The organism is Humidesulfovibrio idahonensis (assembly GCF_054657715.1).
Map to the genome: position 1 here is coordinate 15,703 of NZ_BAAHYE010000001.1, position 20,504 is coordinate 36,206.

Sequence of the window (20,504 nt, forward strand, 5' to 3'; positions counted from 1 at the left end):
CATGGACGTGCCGAAGACCGACCTGGGTTTTCTGCTCACCCTGCCGCCCAAGGACGCCATAAGCTACCTGGAATCCAAAGGCGCGCAGATTACCTTTGACTGGAAAGAGGTGTGGCAGGGGGCGCAGGCCAAGGCGTTCACCGTCACCAGCGTGGCCCGCCTGGACGTGTTGGAGGACATCCGCGGTGCCCTCAAAACCGTGCTGCAGGACGGAAAAACGGACAAGTGGTTCGTGAAGCAGCTCACGCCCGTGCTGCGGGCCAAGGGCTGGTGGGGCAAGCGCACGGAGCTGGGCGCGGACGGCAAGGAGAAGACCGTCAACATGGGCAGCCCGGCCAGGCTGAAGCTCATCTATCGCCAGAACATGCAGACCGCGTACATGGCCGGGCGCTACAAGCAAATGCTGGAGAACGCGGACAACCGCCCCTGGTGGCGCTACGTGGCCGTGCTGGACCAGCGCACGCGCCCGGCGCACCGGCTCTTGAACGGCCGCACCTTCCGCCATGACGACGCCTTTTGGGGCTCGCACTACCCGCCAAACGGCTGGGGCTGCCGCTGCCGCGTGCAGGCCCTTTCAGACATGGGAATGGAGCGCGAGGGCGTGACGCCGGAGACGGGCGAGGGCCGCATGGTGCAGCGCAATGTTGACCTGGTGGACCGCCGCACGGGCGAGGCCACCACGCGCCAGGTCACGGGCTACAAAATCGGCCCGGCCGCAGATGCGCCCGTGGTGTGGACGGACCCTGGCTTTAGCTACAACCCCGGCGCGGCGGCCTATGGCCTGGACATGGAGGCCGCCCGGCGGCTCTCCCTGGTGCAGGACACCAGCCTGCGCGCCCAGGCCGTGCAGGCTTTGAACGGCAACCCGGCCCGGCAAACGGCCTGGGAGAACTTCGCGCGCGGCGTGCTGGACACCAGGCGCGGCGGCACGGCCCAAGCCCAGGTGGTGCATTTTATGCGGGGCGAGGTGGCCCAGGCCGTTGCCGAGGCGGGCGGCGAGCCCGTGCAGGTGGTGACGGCCAGCGCCAAGCGCATGCTGCACGCGGACAGCCCGAAGCATCGCCGCATGGGCACGGCCCCGGCGCAAGAGGACCTGCTGCGCCTGCCGCAGCTTATGGACGAGGCCACGTCCATCTTGTGGGACACCGACAACGCCAACCTGGTCTACGTGTGCCCGGCCAAGGATTCCGGCAAGGTGCTCAAGATCGTGGTGGACGTGCCCATGCGCCCCAAGGACGCCAAGGGCCTGGCCAAGCTGGGGCGCTTCGACGCCGTGGTGAATGTGATGGAGGTGTTGCCTTCGGACATGCCGCTTGGCGGGCAAGCGCAGTACAAAAGGCTATGGGCAAAAAAATAACCCTATGGGGGCGGACTTGCACCGCATACCGCGAGGAGGTTTCCCTCCCCCCGCCCGATTACTACCAGCTTCGGGTACGCCCACGGGGTCTAGCGAGTACATACGAATGATCGACATCGAAGTCAACATAGATAGCCTGAACAAGGGCCTCACGCGCCTGGCGGAGCTGGGGCGCAACATGACGCCGCTGACGCGCGACCTGGCGGAGATTATGAAGGGCGGCGTTGACCGGGCCTTCAAGGACGAAGTGGACCCGGAGACGGGCGAGAAGTGGCACCCGCTTTCCCCCGTCACCTTGGCCCGCCGCGCCAAGGCCGGGCACACCGGCTCCATTCTCCAGGTCACTGGCCAGCTCGCCGCCAGCATCCAAACCGAACACGGCCCGCACCACGCCCTTGTGGGCACGAACAAGGTGTACGCCCGTACGCACCAGGAGGGCGCGGCCAAGGGGTCCTTTGGCACGGCCAAGCGCGGGGCGCGTTCCGGCAGCCGCAGCAACACGCGCAACTACACGGCGCGCGGCGGGGCAACTGTGGGCGGCTGGCTCTCCGGCCGCGCCCAGGGCGGCACCATGCCCTTGCCCTGGGGCGATATTCCGGCCCGCCCCTTCCTGGGCATCGGCCAGCCGGAACGGGCGGAAATTGAGGAGAGCGTGAAAAACGCCGTCAGACGGGTTTTAACGGGGGGGTAGGAACGCAGAGGGGGCGTGTGTATGCGTTGGGCTATTGCGGAAGTTCTAACGGGGTGCTAACGAGGATTTCCAACGTTTCCGACAAGGGGCAGGAACCTATTCAGAGAACCTTTTAGGAGTTTCATAATGGCAATAAAACTAAAAACTCGTGTCATGCTTTGGGGAAGATCTGGCAATCTGTGCGCGTATTGTAGAAAGCCACTAGAAGAGCCGACATTGGATGGTGAAGACGTTTCACTTGCCGGAGAAGCGTGCCACATCGTGGCAGATTCTGTTGATGGTCCACGCGGAAAATCTGAATTAACGAAAGAAGAACGAGATAAATATATTAATTTAATATTACTATGCAATACACACCATAAACTTGTAGATGATTTTCCAGAAAAATACACAGTAGATTTTTTGAATAATATGAAAAGTAGTCATGAAACATGGGTTAAAACAACACTTGGATATGATCAGAAGGCTCAAAAAGACAAAGAATACTACACAATGATCATCGACAAATGGGAGGAGCTCTGTCATATTTCAGAGTGGGACAATGTGACAGGGAATTTCTTCTACGGTGCAGCACATATAATTCATGAGAGGGTCTTTGATGATATAAGGGCATTTTGTATGTGGCTAAGAAGAAGGCATTGGCCAAAGAGTAATAAAAAGATTGAAAATGCGTTTTCTGAATTTTCGTATATTTCAAAGGATCTTTTAAACATGTTCTCTCTGCACATGGAGGAACGTGGAGAAGGCGTTTTCTACTACGATAAATTCTATAAAATTAAAGAATGGAATGTCCCTTTGTATGATCAGCTTGCTGAAAAGTACGATTATAACATAGCTCTTCTTTATGACTTATTTTTTGAACTGACAAGAGCAGGCAATCTTATAGTCAGCATCATAAGAGATAACATACTTCCTGATTATAGAACAGTAGAAGGTCGCCTTGCTTTGGTCTTAGGCGACGTCATGTCACACAACGAACTTGTTCTTGAATACACAGAGGAAGAGTTAAAAAGTGAGAAGCAGTATAATGGAATTTCTCAGTTCAAGATTGATCGAGCAACCCGGAGCGACCACTACGGTGAAGAGCCTAAGGGCTCAGCGTCATCTTATTCCTAACGTTTTTTTCCAGAGTATTTTTCAAGTCGAGAGCTGCTGCTAAGCCACCACTGAGCTTTCCCGCCTACTGAACTCTTTCCTCCTGTCTCGCACCCGCCTGCCACCGTAAAACCGGTGGCATGAAGCGCAAGCACTCCGACCCCACACAGAACGTCGCCTCCCTGACCATGCCCCTTTCGGGGGGCGTGGCCTTGGCTGTTGGCGTTTCGGCAGAGGACATGCCGCCGGGCATGAACGCCCAGCTCTTCCCCGACGGCAGCTTTGCCGCGCGCGACGGCCGCCCGGCCACCACCACCGAGGGCGCGCTCACCGCCTGGCGCATGGACGCGGATATTGCCGCCGCCGTGTCCGCCAAGGTGGAGGCGCGGGAAACTCCCTTGCCCGTGGACTATGAGCACCAGCTCATTCTGGCCAAGACGAACGGCAAGCCCGCGCCCGCCTCCGGGTGGGTGGAGGCCGTAGCCTACGTGCCCGGCCGGGGGCTCTTCGCCGCCGTGAGCTGGACCGCCCGCGCCCGCGAGCACATCTCGTCCGACGAATACCGCTACATTTCCCCCGTCTTCCGTTTCGACAAAGACACCGGCGCGGTGCTCGAAATCTTGAGCGTCGCGCTCACCAACAACCCGGCCCTGGACGGCATGGACGCCGTGGCCCTGGCCGCGCTGTTCCCTTCAACCACTACCGCAACCGCAACGGAGGACCACATGGACGAACTTTTGGAACGTCTGCGCTGGATGCTCAACCTGCCCATTACCGCCGGGCCGGAAGAGATCAAGGCAGAGCTGGATAAGCTCAAGACCATGCTCACGGAAGGCGACGCCGCAGCCGCAAGCGTGGACCTGCTGGCCCTGCTCAAAGGCAAGGACGAGAACATTGCCAGCCTGACCAGCCAGGTGGCGACCCCGGACCCGGCCAAGTTTGCGCCGGTGGCCGCGCTGGCTAGCTTGCAGCAGGCTAACACCGAGCTGAAAGCCCAGGTGGCGCAGCTGGCCGTTGGCGCGCAGGAGTCCAAGGTGGACGCGCTTGTGCAGGCCGCTCTGGCCGACGGCCGCCTGACCGCCAGCCTGGAGCCTTGGGCGCGAAGCCTGGGGGCCAAGGACGAGGCCGCGCTGACCGCCTTCCTCGAATCGGCCGCGCCCGTGGCCGCGCTCACCACCATGCAGACCGCGAGCCTGCCCGGCGGCCAGCCCCCGGCGGGCGGCTCCAGCACGGCCGCGCTTTCGACCGAGGAAGCATACGCCGCCGACATGTGCGGCATGACGCCTGAAGAGTTCAAGAAAGCCAAGGAGGCCAACTAATATGGCAATCGTCACCCCCGCGCTCATCGCGGCGCTGTTCACCGCCTACAAGGCCGAATACCAGCGCGTGTTCGGCGAGACCCCGTCCAGCTGGGCCGACGTGGCCACGCTGGTTCCGTCCAGCAGCAAGAGCAACACCTACGGCTGGCTGGGCAAGTTCCCCAGGCTCATTGAATGGGTCGGCCCTCGCGTCGTGAAGGCCATGGCCGCCCACGGCTATTCCATCACCAACAAGAAGTTTGAAAGCACTGTGGAAGTGGAGCGCACCGACATCGAGGACGATGAGGTGGGCGTGTACAAGCCGCTGTTCGGCGAAATGGGCATGGCCGCCAAGACGCACCCGGACGAGCTGGTGTTCGCCCTCTTGAAGGCTGGGCTCTCCACGCTCTGCTTTGACGGCCAGTTCTTCTTCGACACCGACCACCCGGTCTTCCCCAACGTCGACGGCACCGGCGTGGCCGAAACCGTGTCCAACTACCAGGACGGCACCAGTGCGCCGTGGTTCCTGCTGGACTGTTCCCGTGTGCTCAAGCCCTTCATCTTCCAGGAACGCACCAAGCCCGAGCTGACCAGCATGACCGACGCCAAGGACGAGCAGGTGTTCAACACGGACACCTACCGTTTCGGCGTGCGCTACCGCTGCAACGTGGGCTTCGGCTTCTGGCAGCTGGCGTACATGAGCAAGGCCGAGCTGACCGCCGCCAACTTCAACGCCGCCTATGCCGCCATGTGCAGCTTCAAGGGCGACGGCGGCCGCCCGCTGGGCGTCAAGCCGACGCTGCTGGTGGGCGCGCCCAGCCTGCGTGAAAAGATTCTGGAGATCACCAAGAGCACCCGCCTGGCCAACGGCCAGGACAACATCAACCAGGGCGTGGTTGACCCCCTGGTGACGCCTTGGCTGGCGTAGGGAGGTCCGTGCATGGCCCGCATCATCCGCATCAATGCCCAGCCCAACGCCATCGGCGGCCGCTTCTGCCGTGCTGGCCTGTGCTTCGGCACCGTGCCCACGAACCTGACCGAGGACGAGCTGACCCCCGAGCAGTTGGCGGCGCTTCAGGCCGAGCCCATGCTCGTGGTGGAAATCACCGAGGAGGTGATCCCCACGGCGCCCCAGGCCAAGGCCGAAGCCAATGCCAAGGAAGGGACCAAGGAAGAGGCCAAGGCCCCGGCCAAGTCCACCGCTAAGGAGGGCGGCAAGTAATGGCTTACGCCACCGTTCCTGACCTTATCGCGGCGTACGGCATGCAGGAGGTAATAGCCCTGACCGACCGCGAGGAGCGCACGGACGCCGACAACCTCGGCACGGTGGACAGCACCGTCGCGCTGGGGGCTCTGGAAAGGGCCTCCAGCGAGGCGGACACCTATCTTGCGGCCCGCTACCCCCTGCCGCTGGCAAGCGTGCCCCAGGCCCTTGCGGCCGTGGTTTGCGACATCGCCCGCTACCGGCTCTCCGGCGGAGAGACCACGGAGACCACGCCCATAGCCGACCGCTACAAGGCGGCCGTCACCTGGCTGAAGGACGTTGCCGCTGGCCGGGCCGTGCTGCCCGGCGTGGCCACCGTTTCCGCCGGAGGCGAGGGCGGCGTGGAGTTCAACACCGGCCGCCGGGCCTTCGCGCGCACTCCTGAAGGGGCCGCGTAATGCTGGCCATCATCGAAGACGCCATCCTGGCGCGCATCGCCGGGGCCAAGCTGCCCTACCTGCGCACCCTGGCCACCTACGGCGGCGAGCTGGACGAGGGGCTGGGCGAGGCCGTGCGGCGCTTTCCCGCCGTGTGGACGGCCTTCAAGTCCGAGGGCGAGGGCGTGCCGCTGAACACTGCCAAGAGCGTGTATCGCATTCCGGCCACGTGGGTGGTGTTTGTGGCCGCGCGCAACCTGCGCAACGAGGCCGCCACCAGGCGCGGCGACAAGGTGAAGGTGGGCACCTACCAGATGCTGAAGGACGTGCGGGCGCTTTTGGCCGGGCAGGACTTTGGCCTGGCCATCGACAACCTGCGGCCTGGCCGCGTGCAAAGCATGGTCAGCGCCAAGTACCGGGGCCAGGGCGTCAGCGTGTACGCCCAGGAATGGAACACCCGGTACGACTACCGCGTGACCGAACGCGGCACGGGCGCGCCCCTGGACGCAACCGGCCAGCCAGTCACGCCGCTGCCGGAACTCTCGGCCATTGGCTTCAACTACTATTTGAAACCGGGTGACGACGTGCCCGACGCCGTGGACCTCATCACCCTGCAACAGGGCCGGGCCGAGGGCTCGGAATAAAGGAGACCCCATGCTTGTGACTGCCGCACCCGGCTTGCTTGTGCCCAAGGAAGGCAAGCCCCGCCAGTACATCACCGAGGCTGCCGCCGTGGAAGTACCCGAAACCGCCTACTACCTGCGCCGCCTGGACGAGGGCGACCTGGTGAAGGCTCCGGCGACTCCGGCCGCCAAGTCCAAAACCACGGCGGCAACCACGGCCCCCGTCCAGGCCCCGGAATAAGGAGGAACCCATGGCCAGCAAGAACATCAGTTTTGACAGCATCCCCGGCAGCATCCGCAAGCCGGGCAAGTACATTGAGTTCAACACCAAGCTTGCGGTGCGCACCCTGCCCACAAATGCGCAAGAGGTGCTCATCCTTGGCCAGCGCCTGGCTGGCGGCAGCGTGGCGACGCTCACGCCCACGCGGGTGTTCAGCGACGCCGAGGCCGCGACCTACTTTGGCCAGGGCAGCATGCTGCACCGCATGGTCCGCGCGGCCATCAGCGCCAACGCCTACGTCTCGCTGACCTGCCTGGCCGTGGATGACGCGGCGGCGGGCGTTGTCGCCACCGGAGGATTGGCGCTCACCGGCCCGGCCAGCGGCACGGGCGTGGCCACCCTCACCGTGGGCAAGGATGCCGTGCAGGTGGCCGTGGAATCCGGCGACACCGCCGCCGAGATCGCCGCCGAAATCGTGGCCCAGGCCGCGCAGCAGCCGGACCTGCCCGTGGCGCTGGCCGCCAACGCCGGGGCGCTCACCATCACCGCCAAGCACAAGGGCAGCCTTGGCAACAGCATCAAGCTGGCCTTCGTCAGCACGGCACCCGGCTTAGCCGGAGCCGTCACCGCCATGACCGGCGGCCAGACGGACCCGTCCGTTACCGCCGCCTTGGCCGCCGTGGCGGGTGCCGGGCACAACATCATCATCACCCCGTACACGGACGTGGACAACCTGGTGGCCCTGCGCACGCACCTGGAGTTCACGGGCGGCCCGCTGGAACAGCGCGGGGCCGTGGCCGTTTACGCCCTTGCCGGAACCCTGGCCAGCGCCACCACCCTTGCGGGCAGCGTGAACCACGGCCGCATCAGCGGGGCTCTTTTGCGCGGCGCGCGCCGCCTGCCCTGGGAGATCGCCGCCGCTTACGGCGCGGTCGTCGCGTCGGAAGAAGACCCGGCCCGGCCGCTGAACACCCTGGCGCTGACCGGCATCGACGTGCCGGACGTGGCCGACCGGCTCACCCGCACCGAGCAGGAGGTGTTGCTGCACAACGGCGTGACCCCGCTTGAGGTGGGGCCGGACGGCACCAGCGTGCAGATTGTGCGCGCCATCACCACCTACACCGTGAACGCGGAAGGCGTGGATGACGTGGCCCTGCTGGACCTCACCACCATTCTCACCATGGACTACGTGCGCAAGGCCGTGCGCGAGCGCATCGTGCTGCGCTTCCCCCGCTCCAAGCTTTCCAGCCGCACCCCGCCCGCCGTGCGCGGCGAGATTTTGGACGTGCTCTTCAAGCTGGAGGAGCTGGAGATCGTGGAGGAGGTGGAGGCCAACAAAGACGGCGTCATTTGCGAGCGCGACCTTCAGGACGTGAACCGCCTGGACGCCAAGATTCCCACGGACGTGGTGAACGGCCTGCACGTTTTCGCGGGCCGCATCGACCTTCTGCTGTAGAGCCTTTGCGGCTCTAACGCCCAACACCAAACGCTAACGGAGGCCATCCATGGCGCTGAAGGAATACCTGGGAGCCATCATCCTGGAAGTTGACGGCAAGGAATACGAGATCGAGTCCTGCAAGCCGGACCACAACAGCGGGCGGACCATGGTTAAAACCATGAACCGCACCGGCAGGCCGAGCGGCTTTGCCGAGGGCGTGCATGAGTGGACGCTGCAAATCACCGCGCCCATTCCCGTCAACGACCCCTTGGATTGGGACACGATCAAGGGCGCGAAGCTGACCATCTTCCCGGTGACGCAGAACGGCAAGCGCGTCACCTATCAGGACTGCGTGAGCCTGAAGGACTCGGAAGAATACGGCACCCAAGGCGAAGCCAAGGTCAGCGTGACCCTGGCCGCCGCGAACAAAATCAAGGAGTAGGCACATGCTGACGCAGAAAGGGACCCTGCTTTACGGGGTGGAAAAAGACGGGGTTTGGCACAAGGACTTTGAGCTGCGCCTGCCCACCTTGGAGGACCAGGAGGACGCGCTCGAAGCGGCCGGAGAAGGAGCCTGCAACGCCCGCGTGCGGCGTCATCTGTGGGCGCGCACCCTGCTGAAGCTGGGCGGCATCGACGCCAAGGAGATCACGCCCGAGCTGCTGGCCACGCTGCCCGCCGACGAATACGGCCAGCTCGCCGCGACCGAGGCGGCGCTGCTGGGAAAGCTGACGGCCGCGAGCGCACCTGCCGCGAGCTAAGGCTCGTTGAACTGGCGCTGACGCGGCACGGATTCAGCCTGACGGACATACGGGCGCTGACCACCCCGGAGGCCAAGACGTACATAGACCTGCTGGCCGAGGTCGCCACCGGAAAGGCCGGGGGCACCGTGTATGTGAACCAACGACTCAAGAAAAGGAATAGGCGCAAGTAGCACATGCCGGACATGGACATGCAAGTCACCCTCAAGCTGCGCGACCAGTTGAGCGCCGAAAGCACCCAGGCCCTGGACAAGGTGGTCAAGGGCGCGCGGGCCACGGGCGTGGCGGTGACGGAATCCGGCAAGGCCACGCGCGAGGCTGGCCGCGCGGCGGTGGAGGCTGGCAAAGCCACGGTTCAGGCGGCCAACGCCGCCACCGAGGCCCATAAGCAGACCTCCGCCGCCGTTAGCCAGGAGGCCACCGCGACCACCCGTGCCAGCCAGGCCACGCGGCAATATGCCGAAGATTGCCGCGTGGCCACGGCCAGAGGCAAGGAAATGGCGGAGGCCTGGACCGCCCTGGGGCACAAGGAGCGCAACGTCCTGGGCCTGGTGGGCAGGCTCAAGCAAGTGGACCAGTACGCGCGCCAGGCCGAAAAGGGCTTGTCCGCCGCAGCCAGCGCGGGCGGCCGTTTGGGCCAGGCCGTGGCCCAGGGCGGCGCGGCCCTGGCCGCAGGCGGATACGTGGCGGGCCGGGCCTTGGCCAAGCCTGTGGATTTTGAGCACCGCCTGGCGCAAATGTCGAACACCGCCTACGCGGAAGAGGGCCTGGAGGGCCGCCGCGCGGGCATGGGCAAGCTGCGCGGGGCGGTGGACCTGGCCGTGCGCGAAGGCGGCGGCACGCGCGACGAAGCGGCCGAGGCCTTGGACAAGATGCTGGCCAGCGGCGCTATCAAGTCCGGCGACGCCATGCGCATACTGCCCACCCTGCAACGCTTCGCCACGGCCAGCGGCGCGGGCTCCGGCGACCTGGCGGACATCGCCATACGCGGCATTCAGCAAGGCTTTTTCAAGCCCGAGCAGATCGGCCAGGCCTTGGACAAGGCCCTGGTGGCCGGGCAAATGGGCGGCTTTGAGCTGAAGGACATGGCCCGCTGGCTGCCGCAGATGATGGCCAACGCGGCGGGCATGAAGAGCATGGGCGGGTACGAGCGCATCCTGGCCAGCGCCCAGGCCAGCGCCGTCACGGCGGGCACCAAGGACCAAGCGGGCAACAACCTGGTCAACCTGCTGCAAAAGCTGAACAGCCAGGATACCGCCCAGGACTTCAAGAAGCTGGGCATCGACCTTTCGGGCACCCTGGCCAAGGCGCGCGAGAAGGGCACGCTGCCCCTGGACGCCTTTGTGCAGCTCATCGACCAAAAGGTGGTGGGCAAGGACAAGAAATTCCAGGCGCTCAAGACACGCGCGGCCGGTGCCCAGGGCAGCGAGAAGGCCGAGACCCTGGACGCCATGGCCGACATTCTCCAGGCCTCGGCCATCGGCAAGGTGGTGCAGGACCGCCAGGCCATGCTGGCCCTGGTGGCCGAAATGACCCAGCGCAGCTACATCCAAGACGTGCTGGGCGGCATGGGCAAGGCGGGCGGCGCGGGTAAAACCAGCTTTGACCTGGTGGCGGGCACCACATTTTATAAGTCCCAGCAGGTCACCAACGAAAAGGACATGGCCGCGTCCAACACGCTGGACGCCATCGGCGGTCCGCTGGGCAACGTGGCCACCAAAGCCGCCGACCTGGCCCGCGAGTTCCCTCTGGTCACGACGGCAGCCTTTGCCACCGCCACGGCCTTGTCCGCTGTGGCGGCTTCCGCCGGGGTGATCGTCGCCGGGCGCATGCTCTTTGGCGGCGGGGCCGCCGCCGCAGGCGCTGGCGCTGCCGGTGCCGCTGGTGCAGCTGGCGCGCCAACATCGGCCCTGGGCCGAGCCTTGGCAGGGGCCAAGGGAGGCTGGACCGGGACGGCTGCCCGCTGGGCTGGCCGGGCTGGTGGATATCTTAGCGTGCTCGGCAGTGCGGTGAGCGTTATTGGTACCGAGTCGGACGATAGCCTTACCCGTGCGCAAAAGAACGCCGCCCACGCGGGCACGGCCGGTGGCGCTGCTGGCGCTTGGGCGGGTGCCGCTTTTGGCGCAAAGGCCGGGGCGGCGGTTGGCTCATTTGTTCCGGGGCTTGGTACAGTGATAGGTGCTGGAGCTGGCGCTCTGATAGGTGGCGGCCTCGGATACATGGGCGGCCAGAGCCTGGGCAAAAAGGCTGGCGAGCTGCTGTTCGGCGGCGGCGAAACCGTGGTCCGTCACGAAATCAAGCTGGTGGCCGACGGCCGCGAGCTGGCCACGGTGGTGAACGAGTACAACAGCCGCCAGGCGCAACGGCATTAGGGGGCGCACATGGCCTGGGAAGATCGTCTGCTGAACGCCAGCTTCCGGGGCGCGCCCTTTGAGGTGCTGCGCACCAGAGATCGCGGCGAGCACGCCGTGGCGGAACATGAATACCCGTACCGCGACGGCGGCGAGGTGGAGGACATGGGCCGCAAGGCCCGGCGCATCAGCATCACCGCCGCAGTATGGGGCAAAGATTATGAAACCGTCCTGGAGCGGCTTATCAAGGCTCTGGACGAGCGTGGCCCCGCCGAGTTGGTCCACCCGGTGTTCGGCTCCACCAAGGCCCAGGCCTTGCCCTGGGACATCACCCACGATGCGGAGCGCCGGAATTATGCAGAGCTGGCGCTGGAGTTCGTGGTGGCCGGGACGGACAACCCGTTCTTTTCCCGCGCCTGGCCAAGCGCCGCCGCCAAAACCGAGACCGCCCGCACCGGGGCCGCCGAGGTGTTGAGCAAGGCCGCCGCCGCGTGCAAGAATCCCACGGCCATGGGCAAGGCTGGCTTGGCCGCCCTGGCCAACCTCAAGAGCCAGGCCACGGGCGTGCTCACCAGCGGCGCGGAGATCGTCGGCGCGCCCGCCACCTGGGCGAACGACATCGCCAGCCTGGTCACGGGCATTGTGGACCTGCGCTCGTTTTCCTCCGGCTCGCTGCTGCCGGACTTTTCGGCCGTGTGCGCCGCCTTGTCCTCGGCCATTCTGCTGCCCTCGGGCAGTTCGTCCAGGGGCTCCAGCTACTACTCCGGCTCCGGTTCCGGCACAGGCGCCACCACCACGCCCGTTACGGCGGGCACGGAGCTTGACCAGGTGGCCGCCCACGTGCAGCTGGAGGCGGCCCTGGGCGTGGCCGAGGCCGCGCAGATCGTGCTGGAGTCCGAGGCCGTGACGCCCACGTTGACGCCGGACGAGATCGAAACCGTGACGGCGACCACGCGCGAGGGCTTGCAGCAAAGCATAGACACCTACCGGGACCTGTACCCGCTTGAGCAGGCGCGCGCCGTCACCGAGCCCACCAAGGACGTGGCCGCCGCTGTGCAGGAGGCCGCCGCCGCCGTGCTTGAGGCCCGCCCGCCGCTCACCACCGTTACCGTGGCCGCGCGCACCTGCCCGCGCTTGCTCGCCCACCGGCTGTACGGCGACCACACGCGCGCGGCCGAGCTGGTGCGGTTAAACCGCATGAGCGACCCGAACTTTCTAACGCCTGGCCAGGAGCTGAAGGTCTATGCAAGCTAACGCCAGCACCGCCGAAACCCTGGCCCTGCGCATTGGCCAGCATGAACACCGGGATTGGGAGCGCGTTGAAGTGGACTCGGACCTGCTGACCCCGGCCGACGGCTGGCGCGTGAGCCTGGGCCTGCCCGAGTTGAAGGGCGGCCTGGGCGTGCCCTCGTATGTGCGGCCCTGGGAGCCCGTGACGCTGACCCTGGGCGGCCAGGTCATCATGCGCGGCCGCATCGACACCGTGGAGTCCGACGTGGACAAGGCCAGCCACACGCTGGCGCTCACTGGCCGCGACCTGGGCGCGGTGCTGGTGGACTGCTCCGCCCCTATCTTCGCCGCGCGGCAGTGCAGCCTGGCCGAGATCGTGGCCAAGATGGTGCGGCCCCTGGGCATTACGTCCATCAAGGTGCAGGCGGGCGCGGCCACTCACGACAAGATTTCCGTTGACCCCGGCATGACCGCCTGGGACGCGCTCCAGCGCGTGTGCGAGCAGAACGGCTGCTGGCCGTACTTCGCACCGGACGGCACGCTCATCATCGGCGGGCCGGACTACACCGACGCCACCAATCCGGCCGTGGGTCAGCTGGTGTTGCGGTGGAACGGCAAGGGCAACAACGTGCTGCGCCTAGCCGAAAAGAAGGGAATACAGGAGCGTCATAGCGAGGTGACGGTGCTTGGCCAGGCCCACGGCTCGGAGCACTCGGCGGGCGCGCACAACATTCGCGCCACGGCCAAGGACAGCGCGGCCTACTTCAAGCGGCCCGAGATCGTGGTGGAGGCGGATTGCGACAACACCGGCCACGCCCAGCGCCGGGCGCGCAAGATCGTGGCGGACGGCAAGCTGGCCGCCTACGAGATACAGGCCAGCGTGCGCGGGTATCGCGTCCTTGGCGCGGCGGGCGCTCCCTTGTGGACGCCTGGCCAGCGCGTGCGCGTGCTCTCCGAGCCCCACGGCATCGACGGCGTGTTCTATCTTATGCGGCGCGTGTTCCTGTGCGGGCTCGGCACGGGCCAAACCACGGAGCTGACCCTCAAGCCGGACGGCCTGTGGCAGCCGGACGTGGGCCACCACAAGCGGCACAAGTACAAGGCCAAGGCCGGTGCCGGGGAGATCGTCGACTTATGATTCGTGACGTGATGCGCTACGTGGACCGCAGGCTGGCGGGCATTCGCCTTGCCTACCGCGCCACCTTGTCCGCCCTTTCCAAAGGCGCGGCCGTGCAGCTGGTCCAGGCCGAGGCCTTGGCAGGCGAGACCATACAAGCGGCGGAGCTGGTGCAGCAGTTCGGCTTTACCAGCGGCCCACCGGCCGGGACGCAGCTCATCATTCTGCCCCTGGGCGGCAGCACCGCGCACAGCGTCATCATCGCCACGGAAAACGGGAGCTACCGCGTGGACGTGGCCAGCGGCGAGGCCTGCCTTTACAACATGTGGGGCGACAAGGTGCATCTCAAGAAAGAGCGCATCGAAGTGGAGACCAAGACATACCACGTCAAGGCCAGCGAGCAGGTCATTTTTGAGACGCCCGCGCTCTCCATGGTGGGCACGGGCGGCGGCGCGGCGGCGGCCACCTTCACCGGCAGCCTGCACACCACGGGGGCCGTCACTTCTGACGGCGACCACGTGGCGGGCGGCGTGAGCCTGGAGCACCACACCCACCCTGGGGATAGTGGCGGCACGACAGGAGAAGCGATTTAACTCGCCATTAGTTGCTTAGGGTGCTTTGTGGGAGAAATCGAATATTAGGGTGCCATTCAAATTTTATAAATACTTGTGTCTCATCAAATTCATGAATTTCTTTCATTGAATTAGCTTCAAGAAGATATGTCCCTGGCTGAAGATTGATTCTTACTATCTCACGAAGTAACGAACCAGTGCCTTTAGCTTTTCCAAAACTGTTAGCATACATCCCCTGTGTTTCTATTATATTGTCAGAAACAGATCCAATGTCCTGCCCATTTTCAATTTTATGTATTTTAATATGCACTGGAATCTTTATTCCTGGATTACTATATGTACCGTCTGGACGTATGCCTCCACCGCCTACTAATGTATAAAGGCGTGTGAGGTCATCACTATCGATGTAATTAAATTTTAATGCAAAAATGTATGATCTATATTCTGTAACTTTGAATTCTTGTTTTATCACAGCATCGGGTTTGCTCGCGTCGAAAGGAAAATAAACCACTGATTTTGATGCTGCTTCAGAAAAGTCAACGTTTTGAGTCAAAAAGAAAATTGTCCCAAGCATTACAACAAATATTTTCGCTAACTTATTCATCGCGCCCCCCTCATGGAAACACCCTTGGTAAAGATTGTTTTTCTATCTCGTCTGCACTTGCCACCGTTTTTAATGAAACACAAGTTAACGGATACGCATGAATTGTACGTTATCCTCGTCGTAGTCGTTTGACGAGGGAAATCGTGGATCCAACGTCAACGCACCGCCCCCTACTGAACCCCTTCCTCCTGTTTTCCCCCTGCGCCGCCACTAGTGTGGCGGCATGGCGGACGCATACCTCGATCCCACAACCGGCGGCTACACGCTGACCGACGGCAGCCTGACCCAGGACCCCGCGCGCGGCCTGGCCAACGCGGTTTTTCTGCGCCTTATGACGCCCCTGGGCAGTTATTGGGAAGACGCCACGCTGGGCTCGCGCCTGCACGAGCTGGCGCGCGAAAAGGACCTGGCCCGCGTGGCCATCCTGGCCAAGCAATACAGCGAGCAGGCCTTGCAGCCGCTGTTGGATGACGGCCGCGCGCAGGCCATCGCCGTGGAGACGGAGCGCCAGCACGACGGCTGGCTGCGCCTGGCCGTGCGCGTCACCGACGCGGGCGGCCGTGAACACCTGTTCACGCACAACGTAACGGTCATGTGAGGGCGGAGCAAATGGCATCCATTACAAAGGATTATGCGGAGATCAAGGCAGACATTCTGCGCGACACGCAAAGCCAGCGGCCCGACGCCGCCGTAACGGCGGACTCGGACTTCGGCGTGCGCGCCGGGGGCACGGCCGCAGCCGTGGAGGGGCTGTATGAGCGCCTGGCGTACATCGCCCGGCAGCTGTTCCCCGACACGGCGGACACGGAATACCTCGAAAAGCACGCCACCCTGCGCGGCCTGACGCGCAAGCGCGCCACCGCAGCCCAGGGCACGGCCACCTTTGCGGGCACGGCGGGCGCGGCCATCGCCGTGGGCACGGAGCTGAAGACCGTGGCCGGGCTGGCCTTCGTCACCACGGAAGCCGGGCTGATTAGCCCCATAGTAGGCGGCGCGGGCGGCACCGCCGTTGTGGCTGTGCAGGCCAGCGCCACGGGCAAGGACTCGAACCTGGCCAGCGGCACCGCGCTCACCTGCACCAGCGCGCCTTCGGGCGTGCAGGGCGTGGCCAGCCTGGCCGCCGCCACGGTGGGCGGCACCAACGCGGAAACCGACGCCGAGCTTTTGGCCCGGCTGCTCGACCTGCTGCGCAACCCGGCCGGGGGCGGCAACAAAGCCGAGTGGCGGCGCTGGGCGCTTGCCGTGGACGGCGTGACCCAGGCCTATGTGTTTCCCCTGCGGCGCGGGCTGGGCACGGTGGACGTGTGCATCACCTCGGCCGACGGCCTGCCCTCGGCCGCGATTCTGGCCGCCTGCACCGCGCACCTGGACGAAGAGCGCCCGCCTGCGGCGAAGGACTTTCTTGTGCTGGCCCCCAGCCTGGTGGCGGTCGCTGTGTCCGTTAAAGTGCGCTTGTCCGGCCTCACCCTGGCCCAGGCGCAAACGGCTATTGAGACCGCCCTGGGCGTGTACTTCGCCACCCTGGAGCCGGGCGACACGGCCTATCTTTCGCGCATCGAGACGGCGATCAGCGGCGTGGACGGCGTGGTCGACCGCCAGGTGACAAGCCCGATGGCCAACGTGGCGGCCGGGGCCATCGAATGGCCGCGCCTGGGCGTGGTCTCCGTGGAGCTTATGTGAACCACGCCGAACTGCTGACCCTGCTGCTACCCAAGCCCTACGAGGCCACGGACCCCGTGCTGGCGGCCAGCCTGGCGGCCGAGGGCGCGGCGTTGGACGCGGCCCATGCCTCGGTCCAGGTGGTGGCCGAGGGCATAAGCCCGGCCGGGGCGGACGGCCTGTGGCTGGCGGATTGGGAGCGCGTGCTGGGCCTGCCCGACACCTGCGCGGGCGGCTATGCCCAGACCCAGGCCGAGCGCATAGCCGCCGCCTTGTCCAAGATGCGCCAGCGCGGCGGGCAAAGCCGGGCCTACTTTATCGGCGTGGCCAAGGCCCTGGGCTACGAGATCACCATTGAGGAGCACCCGGTCTACACCTGCGCCAGCCCCTGCAACCAGCCCATTTGCGATGAGCCCTGGAGCTTCGTTTGGACCGTGCGCGGCCCTGCCGTCACCGTCCGCGAGTTCACTTGTCAAAGCGGCTGCGCCGACCCGCTGGCCAGCTGGGGCAACGCGCTTTTGGAATGCCTCATCAACCGGCTGAAGCCAGCCCACACCCACGTAATTTTTGCCTACGGCAACGAATAGCCCAGAACAGGAGGAAGCCCCATGCAACGCGTTAAAACGCCCACCGCCGTGGCCAATAAGGCCGCCTACAGCGAGACAGGCACGCCCGGCCATTTCACCAACGGCGACGCCGTGGCGGGCATTCCGGCCACCGTGCCCGGCCAGGATTGGTTCAACATGGTGCAGGAGGAAATTCTCAACGTCATCAAGGCGGCCGAGATTAATCCCAGCTCCACGGATGACACCCAGCTGACGCAGGCCATTGCAAAGCTCATCGCCGATCAGGCCGTGACCGTGAGCGACGCCTCGGAAACCGTGGCGGGCATCCTCAAGCTGGCCACGCTGACTCAGGCCATCGCGGGCACCAACACGGCCACGGCCATGACCCCGGCGGACGTGGCGGCGGCAGCGTTGAGCGGCACGGGCCGCGTTGCCCTGGCCGCAGGCACGGCGGACGCCCTCACTGCCACGGTGCCCTCTGCGCAGACGGCCTTAATCCACGGCATGAACGTGCTTGTGCGCGCTGCCGCCACCAACGCCACCACGACGCCGACCTTTGCGCTCACCCTGGGCACGACGGCGACCCCGGCCAAGGTCATTGTCGGCCCGGCAGGTGCCGCACTGGCCGTTGGGGCCATCGCCGGGGCCGGGCACTGGCTGGCGCTCACCTATGACGCCACGCTGGACAAATGGATGCTGGGCAATCCCACCGTTACCGCATCGGCCTCCATCATCGGGGCTGCGCGCAATCTCGCCTTGAGCGCCACCGGCCTTTCCGCGCTGGTCTCCATGACGGCGGACGAGCTCGTCCTCAAAAGTGCCGGAGTGGCAAAGCTCTGCTCCGGTTTGGCTCTCTCTGCTTCAACGGCGGCCGCTGGTGCTGGCGGACTCGACACCGGGGCAATAGCCGCCAGCACATGGTATGCGGTCTTCATCATCGCCAAGGAAGACGGGACCACGGCCCTCTTGCTTTCCCTCTCCGCCACGGCCCCCACAATGCCGCTCGGCTACACCTACAAGGCGCGCATCGGCTGGATTCGCACCGATGGCACGGCCAATAAGTACCCGCTTGGCTTCGTGCAGGTCGGCAAGTTGGTGCATTATCGCGTGGCAGCCGGGTCAAACCTCGCGGCCATGCGGCAGATGATTTCTGGGGCCCAGGGCGAAGTCACGACGCCGACATGGATCGCCGTGCCCGTCAATAATTTTGTTCCCGCCACGGCGATCAAGATTGCAGTGGCGCTCATCAACGGCGGCAACGGGTACGCGGTCGCAGCGCAAAACAACTCGTACGGCCCCATGTCCTCAACAACCAATCCCCCCCCGGTGACGGTCAACGCGACGACAACCAACGTGGTGAACAAAGATTTTATCTTGGAGAGCACGAACCTGTATTACGCGGCCAACCTGGCGGGCGGCGGCCTGTTCTGCGTTGGCTGGGAGGACTGCTAAATGGGTTACGCAGTACGTAAAGACGGCTTGGGCTGGCGCATTGTGGCTGCCTCCACGGATTGTGGCGCGGACGAAACCTATAGCAACGAGCAGCCCGTGCCTTACGAAGCGACGGCCGAGGGTAAGGCCGCATTAATCCGCGCCACGCGCGACGCCAAGCTGACCGCCTGCGATTGGACGCAGCTTGCGGACGCGCCGCTCTCGGCCGAGGTCAAGGCGGCTTGGTCCACCTACCGCCAGGCCCTGCGCGACATCACCGCCCAGGCGGGCTTTCCGCAGGACGTGACCTGGCCGAGTGAGCCGGGGGCGTAGGGAAATGCTACACTAGTCTAGGAGCGCGTGTGCATATTAACTTTCATCAGAAAACTCGAACCAGTGGAAACTATGGAAATTACCATCCAATATATCCACAGCTTCGTCGTCGTCCTCGATAATAGGGACAAGGGAGAGTGTTCCCACATGGTTAATTATCTCGCATTGCATTGAGCCAGCCTGCTGACCGAAGTAATGCTTTGCTGCTGCTGTTAAGCTATTTTTTATTCTCTGGTAGTGCAGTGCTTCAAATTTCCGGATTTCATATGCGTCATCGTCCTCGTAGAAAACAACAAAAAAAATATCACCTTTAGGCTCATTAACTTGCACACGTACCATCTTTCCTCCTTGTGAGGTTGAGGGTGACGGAGGAAGCAGGCGGGGGAGTTTGCCCCTCCCCCACTGGCCCGGTGTACCACCACCGGTCCACGGCCAAAGCCGCTGCTCCCTGGCCCTGATCAGGGGTGAGGGGAGGCTAGCAGGCCAAGGCGCAACCGTCAAAAGGAACCATGGACAAGGAGATCAGGTGCGGCAACTGTAATCGGCTTCTGGCCAAGGGTGAGGCCCTGGCGCTGACCATCAAATGCCCGCGTTGCGGGCAGTTCAATTTCGTGAGGGCCACGAGCCCCAACGCAGAAGGCCTGCGAGCCTCCCCGGAGCGCTCGCGTGAATCCGACGATCATTGACAACGGAATGAGCTTGTACAAGGGCGACGCCCTGTCTGTGCTTCAGGGCATGCCGGACGCCAGCGCGGACGCAGTGGTGACGGACCCGCCCTATTCCAGCGGTGGCGCTTCCACTGCCGCCCGCAAAGCCGATCCGGCGCAGAAATACCAGCAATCCAGCACCCAGCGACGTTTTCCCGCGTTGCTGGGTGACAATAAGGACCAGCGGTCTTTCCTGGCTTGGGCCGTGCTCTGGCTTTCGGAGTGCTGGCGCATCGCCAGGAACGGCTCGCCGTTGCTCATGTTCAGCGACTGGCGGCAGCTACCTGTAATGACCGACGCGGTACAGGCAGCCGGATGGACCTGGCGGGGCGTGGTGGTGTGGGAGAAGCCCTCGGCTCGGCCTATGCGCGGCCAGTTTCGAGCCCAGGCGGAGTATGTGATCTTCGCCACCAAGGGGCGCTTCGCGCGCGCCACGGACCGCTGCCTGCCGGGCGTGTTCCGGCATTCTGTGGAAATGGCGCGCAGGGTTCACCTGACGGCAAAGCCCGTGCCCCTCATGTGCGAGCTGCTGGAAGTGACCAAGCCCGGCGGCGTGGTGCTCGACCCTTTCATGGGGGGCGCATCGACGGGCCTGGCCTGCCTGGAGACGGGGCGGCAGTTTGTCGGGGTGGAGTTGTCGGGGGATTACTTCCAGATTGCAAAACAGCGCCTGACGGACCGATAAACAACAGCCCATGCGGAGCGTTAGAATTTAGCGCTTCGCATGGGCAAATTTACGTTTGAGATCGGGTGGGGCGAGTTGTGCCGAATTGCGCGCCGATCAGTGCCGAATTGCGCGCCGGTTTACTG

The 20,504-nt window shown here is 64.4% G+C and carries 25 protein-coding genes; 23 read left to right on the plus strand and 2 right to left on the minus strand.

The genetic code is table 11. The annotated features are described in order from the left end of the window. The first annotated feature begins 1 nt into the window (after window position 1). From ACYQ4W_RS00120 to ACYQ4W_RS00195, 16 genes are all read left to right on the plus strand, one after another. Window positions 2–1,357 carry a phage head morphogenesis protein gene (locus tag ACYQ4W_RS00120; RefSeq protein ID WP_459851425.1) on the plus strand — a complete coding sequence of 452 codons (1,356 nt, stop codon included), beginning with the start codon at window positions 2–4 and terminating at the stop codon, window positions 1,355–1,357. A gap of 106 nt (window positions 1,358–1,463) precedes the next feature. Continuing rightward, on the plus strand, window positions 1,464–2,048 hold the full coding sequence (locus tag ACYQ4W_RS00125) for a phage virion morphogenesis protein (protein ID WP_459851427.1): 585 nt from the start codon (window positions 1,464–1,466) through the stop codon (window positions 2,046–2,048). A 126-nt stretch (window positions 2,049–2,174) separates the two neighbouring features. Continuing rightward, on the plus strand, window positions 2,175–3,164 hold the full coding sequence (locus tag ACYQ4W_RS00130; protein ID WP_459851429.1) for an HNH endonuclease: 990 nt from the start codon (window positions 2,175–2,177) through the stop codon (window positions 3,162–3,164). A gap of 119 nt (window positions 3,165–3,283) precedes the next feature. Continuing rightward, entirely contained in the window at window positions 3,284–4,462 is a 1,179-nt protein-coding gene (locus tag ACYQ4W_RS00135; RefSeq protein WP_459851431.1) for a phage protease, read from the plus strand. A 1-nt stretch (window position 4,463) separates the two neighbouring features. Then, window positions 4,464–5,369 (plus strand): Mu-like prophage major head subunit gpT family protein, encoded by a 906-nt coding sequence (locus ACYQ4W_RS00140; RefSeq protein WP_459851433.1) that lies wholly within the window; start codon window positions 4,464–4,466, stop codon window positions 5,367–5,369. A 12-nt stretch (window positions 5,370–5,381) separates the two neighbouring features. After that, on the plus strand, window positions 5,382–5,663 hold the full coding sequence (locus ACYQ4W_RS00145) for an HI1506-related protein (RefSeq protein WP_459851435.1): 282 nt from the start codon (window positions 5,382–5,384) through the stop codon (window positions 5,661–5,663). Then, a complete protein-coding gene (locus ACYQ4W_RS00150; protein WP_459851436.1) occupies window positions 5,663–6,103 on the plus strand; it encodes a gp436 family protein in 441 nt (146 codons plus the stop codon). Before ACYQ4W_RS00145 ends, ACYQ4W_RS00150 begins: the two co-directional genes overlap by 1 nt. Next, window positions 6,103–6,726: a DUF1834 family protein gene (locus tag ACYQ4W_RS00155; protein ID WP_459851438.1), complete on the plus strand. Its 624-nt coding sequence runs from the start codon at window positions 6,103–6,105 to the stop codon at window positions 6,724–6,726. Before ACYQ4W_RS00150 ends, ACYQ4W_RS00155 begins: the two co-directional genes overlap by 1 nt. 10 nt (window positions 6,727–6,736) lie before the next feature. After that, window positions 6,737–6,946 carry a DUF2635 domain-containing protein gene (locus tag ACYQ4W_RS00160; protein ID WP_459851440.1) on the plus strand — a complete coding sequence of 70 codons (210 nt, stop codon included), beginning with the start codon at window positions 6,737–6,739 and terminating at the stop codon, window positions 6,944–6,946. Between the two features lie 10 nt (window positions 6,947–6,956). Then, a complete protein-coding gene (locus ACYQ4W_RS00165; protein WP_459851442.1) occupies window positions 6,957–8,381 on the plus strand; it encodes a phage tail sheath subtilisin-like domain-containing protein in 1,425 nt (474 codons plus the stop codon). Window positions 8,382–8,430: 49 nt separating this feature from the next. Continuing rightward, the gene (locus tag ACYQ4W_RS00170; protein WP_459851444.1) at window positions 8,431–8,805 is read left to right on the plus strand and encodes a phage tail protein; all 375 of its coding nucleotides are present in this window, start codon (window positions 8,431–8,433) and stop codon (window positions 8,803–8,805) included. A 4-nt stretch (window positions 8,806–8,809) separates the two neighbouring features. Further along, on the plus strand, window positions 8,810–9,124 hold the full coding sequence (locus ACYQ4W_RS00175; RefSeq protein ID WP_459851446.1) for a hypothetical protein: 315 nt from the start codon (window positions 8,810–8,812) through the stop codon (window positions 9,122–9,124). Window positions 9,125–9,309: 185 nt separating this feature from the next. After that, window positions 9,310–11,496 (plus strand): phage tail tape measure protein, encoded by a 2,187-nt coding sequence (locus tag ACYQ4W_RS00180; protein ID WP_459851448.1) that lies wholly within the window; start codon window positions 9,310–9,312, stop codon window positions 11,494–11,496. 9 nt (window positions 11,497–11,505) lie between these two features. Beyond that, complete coding sequence (locus tag ACYQ4W_RS00185) at window positions 11,506–12,729, plus strand: DNA circularization protein (RefSeq protein WP_459851450.1); 1,224 nt, start codon at window positions 11,506–11,508, stop codon at window positions 12,727–12,729. After that, window positions 12,719–13,843, plus strand: coding sequence for a phage baseplate assembly protein (locus ACYQ4W_RS00190; RefSeq protein ID WP_459851452.1), 1,125 nt, complete (start codon window positions 12,719–12,721; stop codon window positions 13,841–13,843). Before ACYQ4W_RS00185 ends, ACYQ4W_RS00190 begins: the two co-directional genes overlap by 11 nt. Beyond that, window positions 13,840–14,415 (plus strand): phage baseplate assembly protein V, encoded by a 576-nt coding sequence (locus ACYQ4W_RS00195; RefSeq protein ID WP_459851454.1) that lies wholly within the window; start codon window positions 13,840–13,842, stop codon window positions 14,413–14,415. The genes ACYQ4W_RS00190 and ACYQ4W_RS00195 overlap by 4 nt, the downstream gene beginning before the upstream one ends. A 7-nt stretch (window positions 14,416–14,422) precedes the next feature. Here the strand turns inward: ACYQ4W_RS00195 and ACYQ4W_RS00200 are convergent, their stop codons facing one another. After that, window positions 14,423–14,998 carry a DUF5625 family protein gene (locus ACYQ4W_RS00200; RefSeq protein ID WP_459851456.1) on the minus strand — a complete coding sequence of 192 codons (576 nt, stop codon included), beginning with the start codon at window positions 14,996–14,998 and terminating at the stop codon, window positions 14,423–14,425. 223 nt (window positions 14,999–15,221) lie between these two features. On the opposite strand from ACYQ4W_RS00200, the gene ACYQ4W_RS00205 reads away from it, so the two are divergent. Genes ACYQ4W_RS00205 through ACYQ4W_RS00225 form a run of 5 tightly spaced genes read left to right on the plus strand, consistent with a single transcriptional unit; the run spans window position 15,222 to window position 18,987 of the window. Next, window positions 15,222–15,596, plus strand: coding sequence for a phage GP46 family protein (locus ACYQ4W_RS00205; RefSeq protein WP_459851458.1), 375 nt, complete (start codon window positions 15,222–15,224; stop codon window positions 15,594–15,596). A gap of 11 nt (window positions 15,597–15,607) precedes the next feature. Beyond that, on the plus strand, window positions 15,608–16,678 hold the full coding sequence (locus ACYQ4W_RS00210; RefSeq protein ID WP_459851460.1) for a baseplate J/gp47 family protein: 1,071 nt from the start codon (window positions 15,608–15,610) through the stop codon (window positions 16,676–16,678). Further along, entirely contained in the window at window positions 16,675–17,244 is a 570-nt protein-coding gene (locus ACYQ4W_RS00215; RefSeq protein ID WP_459851462.1) for a YmfQ family protein, read from the plus strand. The genes ACYQ4W_RS00210 and ACYQ4W_RS00215 overlap by 4 nt, the downstream gene beginning before the upstream one ends. Before the next feature lie 21 nt (window positions 17,245–17,265). Then, complete coding sequence (locus ACYQ4W_RS00220; RefSeq protein ID WP_459851464.1) at window positions 17,266–18,675, plus strand: hypothetical protein; 1,410 nt, start codon at window positions 17,266–17,268, stop codon at window positions 18,673–18,675. Then, window positions 18,676–18,987, plus strand: a complete 312-nt coding sequence (locus ACYQ4W_RS00225) for a tail fiber assembly protein (protein ID WP_459851466.1) — start codon at window positions 18,676–18,678, stop codon at window positions 18,985–18,987. A 36-nt stretch (window positions 18,988–19,023) separates the two neighbouring features. Here ACYQ4W_RS00225 and ACYQ4W_RS00230 read toward each other — a convergent pair whose 3' ends face one another. Further along, complete coding sequence (locus ACYQ4W_RS00230; RefSeq protein WP_459851469.1) at window positions 19,024–19,326, minus strand: hypothetical protein; 303 nt, start codon at window positions 19,324–19,326, stop codon at window positions 19,024–19,026. Between the two features lie 170 nt (window positions 19,327–19,496). Between ACYQ4W_RS00230 and ACYQ4W_RS00235 the strand changes: the two genes are divergently transcribed. Continuing rightward, window positions 19,497–19,673: a Com family DNA-binding transcriptional regulator gene (locus ACYQ4W_RS00235; protein WP_459851472.1), complete on the plus strand. Its 177-nt coding sequence runs from the start codon at window positions 19,497–19,499 to the stop codon at window positions 19,671–19,673. Then, entirely contained in the window at window positions 19,654–20,379 is a 726-nt protein-coding gene (locus ACYQ4W_RS00240; RefSeq protein ID WP_459851475.1) for a DNA-methyltransferase, read from the plus strand. The genes ACYQ4W_RS00235 and ACYQ4W_RS00240 overlap by 20 nt, the downstream gene beginning before the upstream one ends. Window positions 20,380–20,504: the final 125 nt, after the last annotated feature.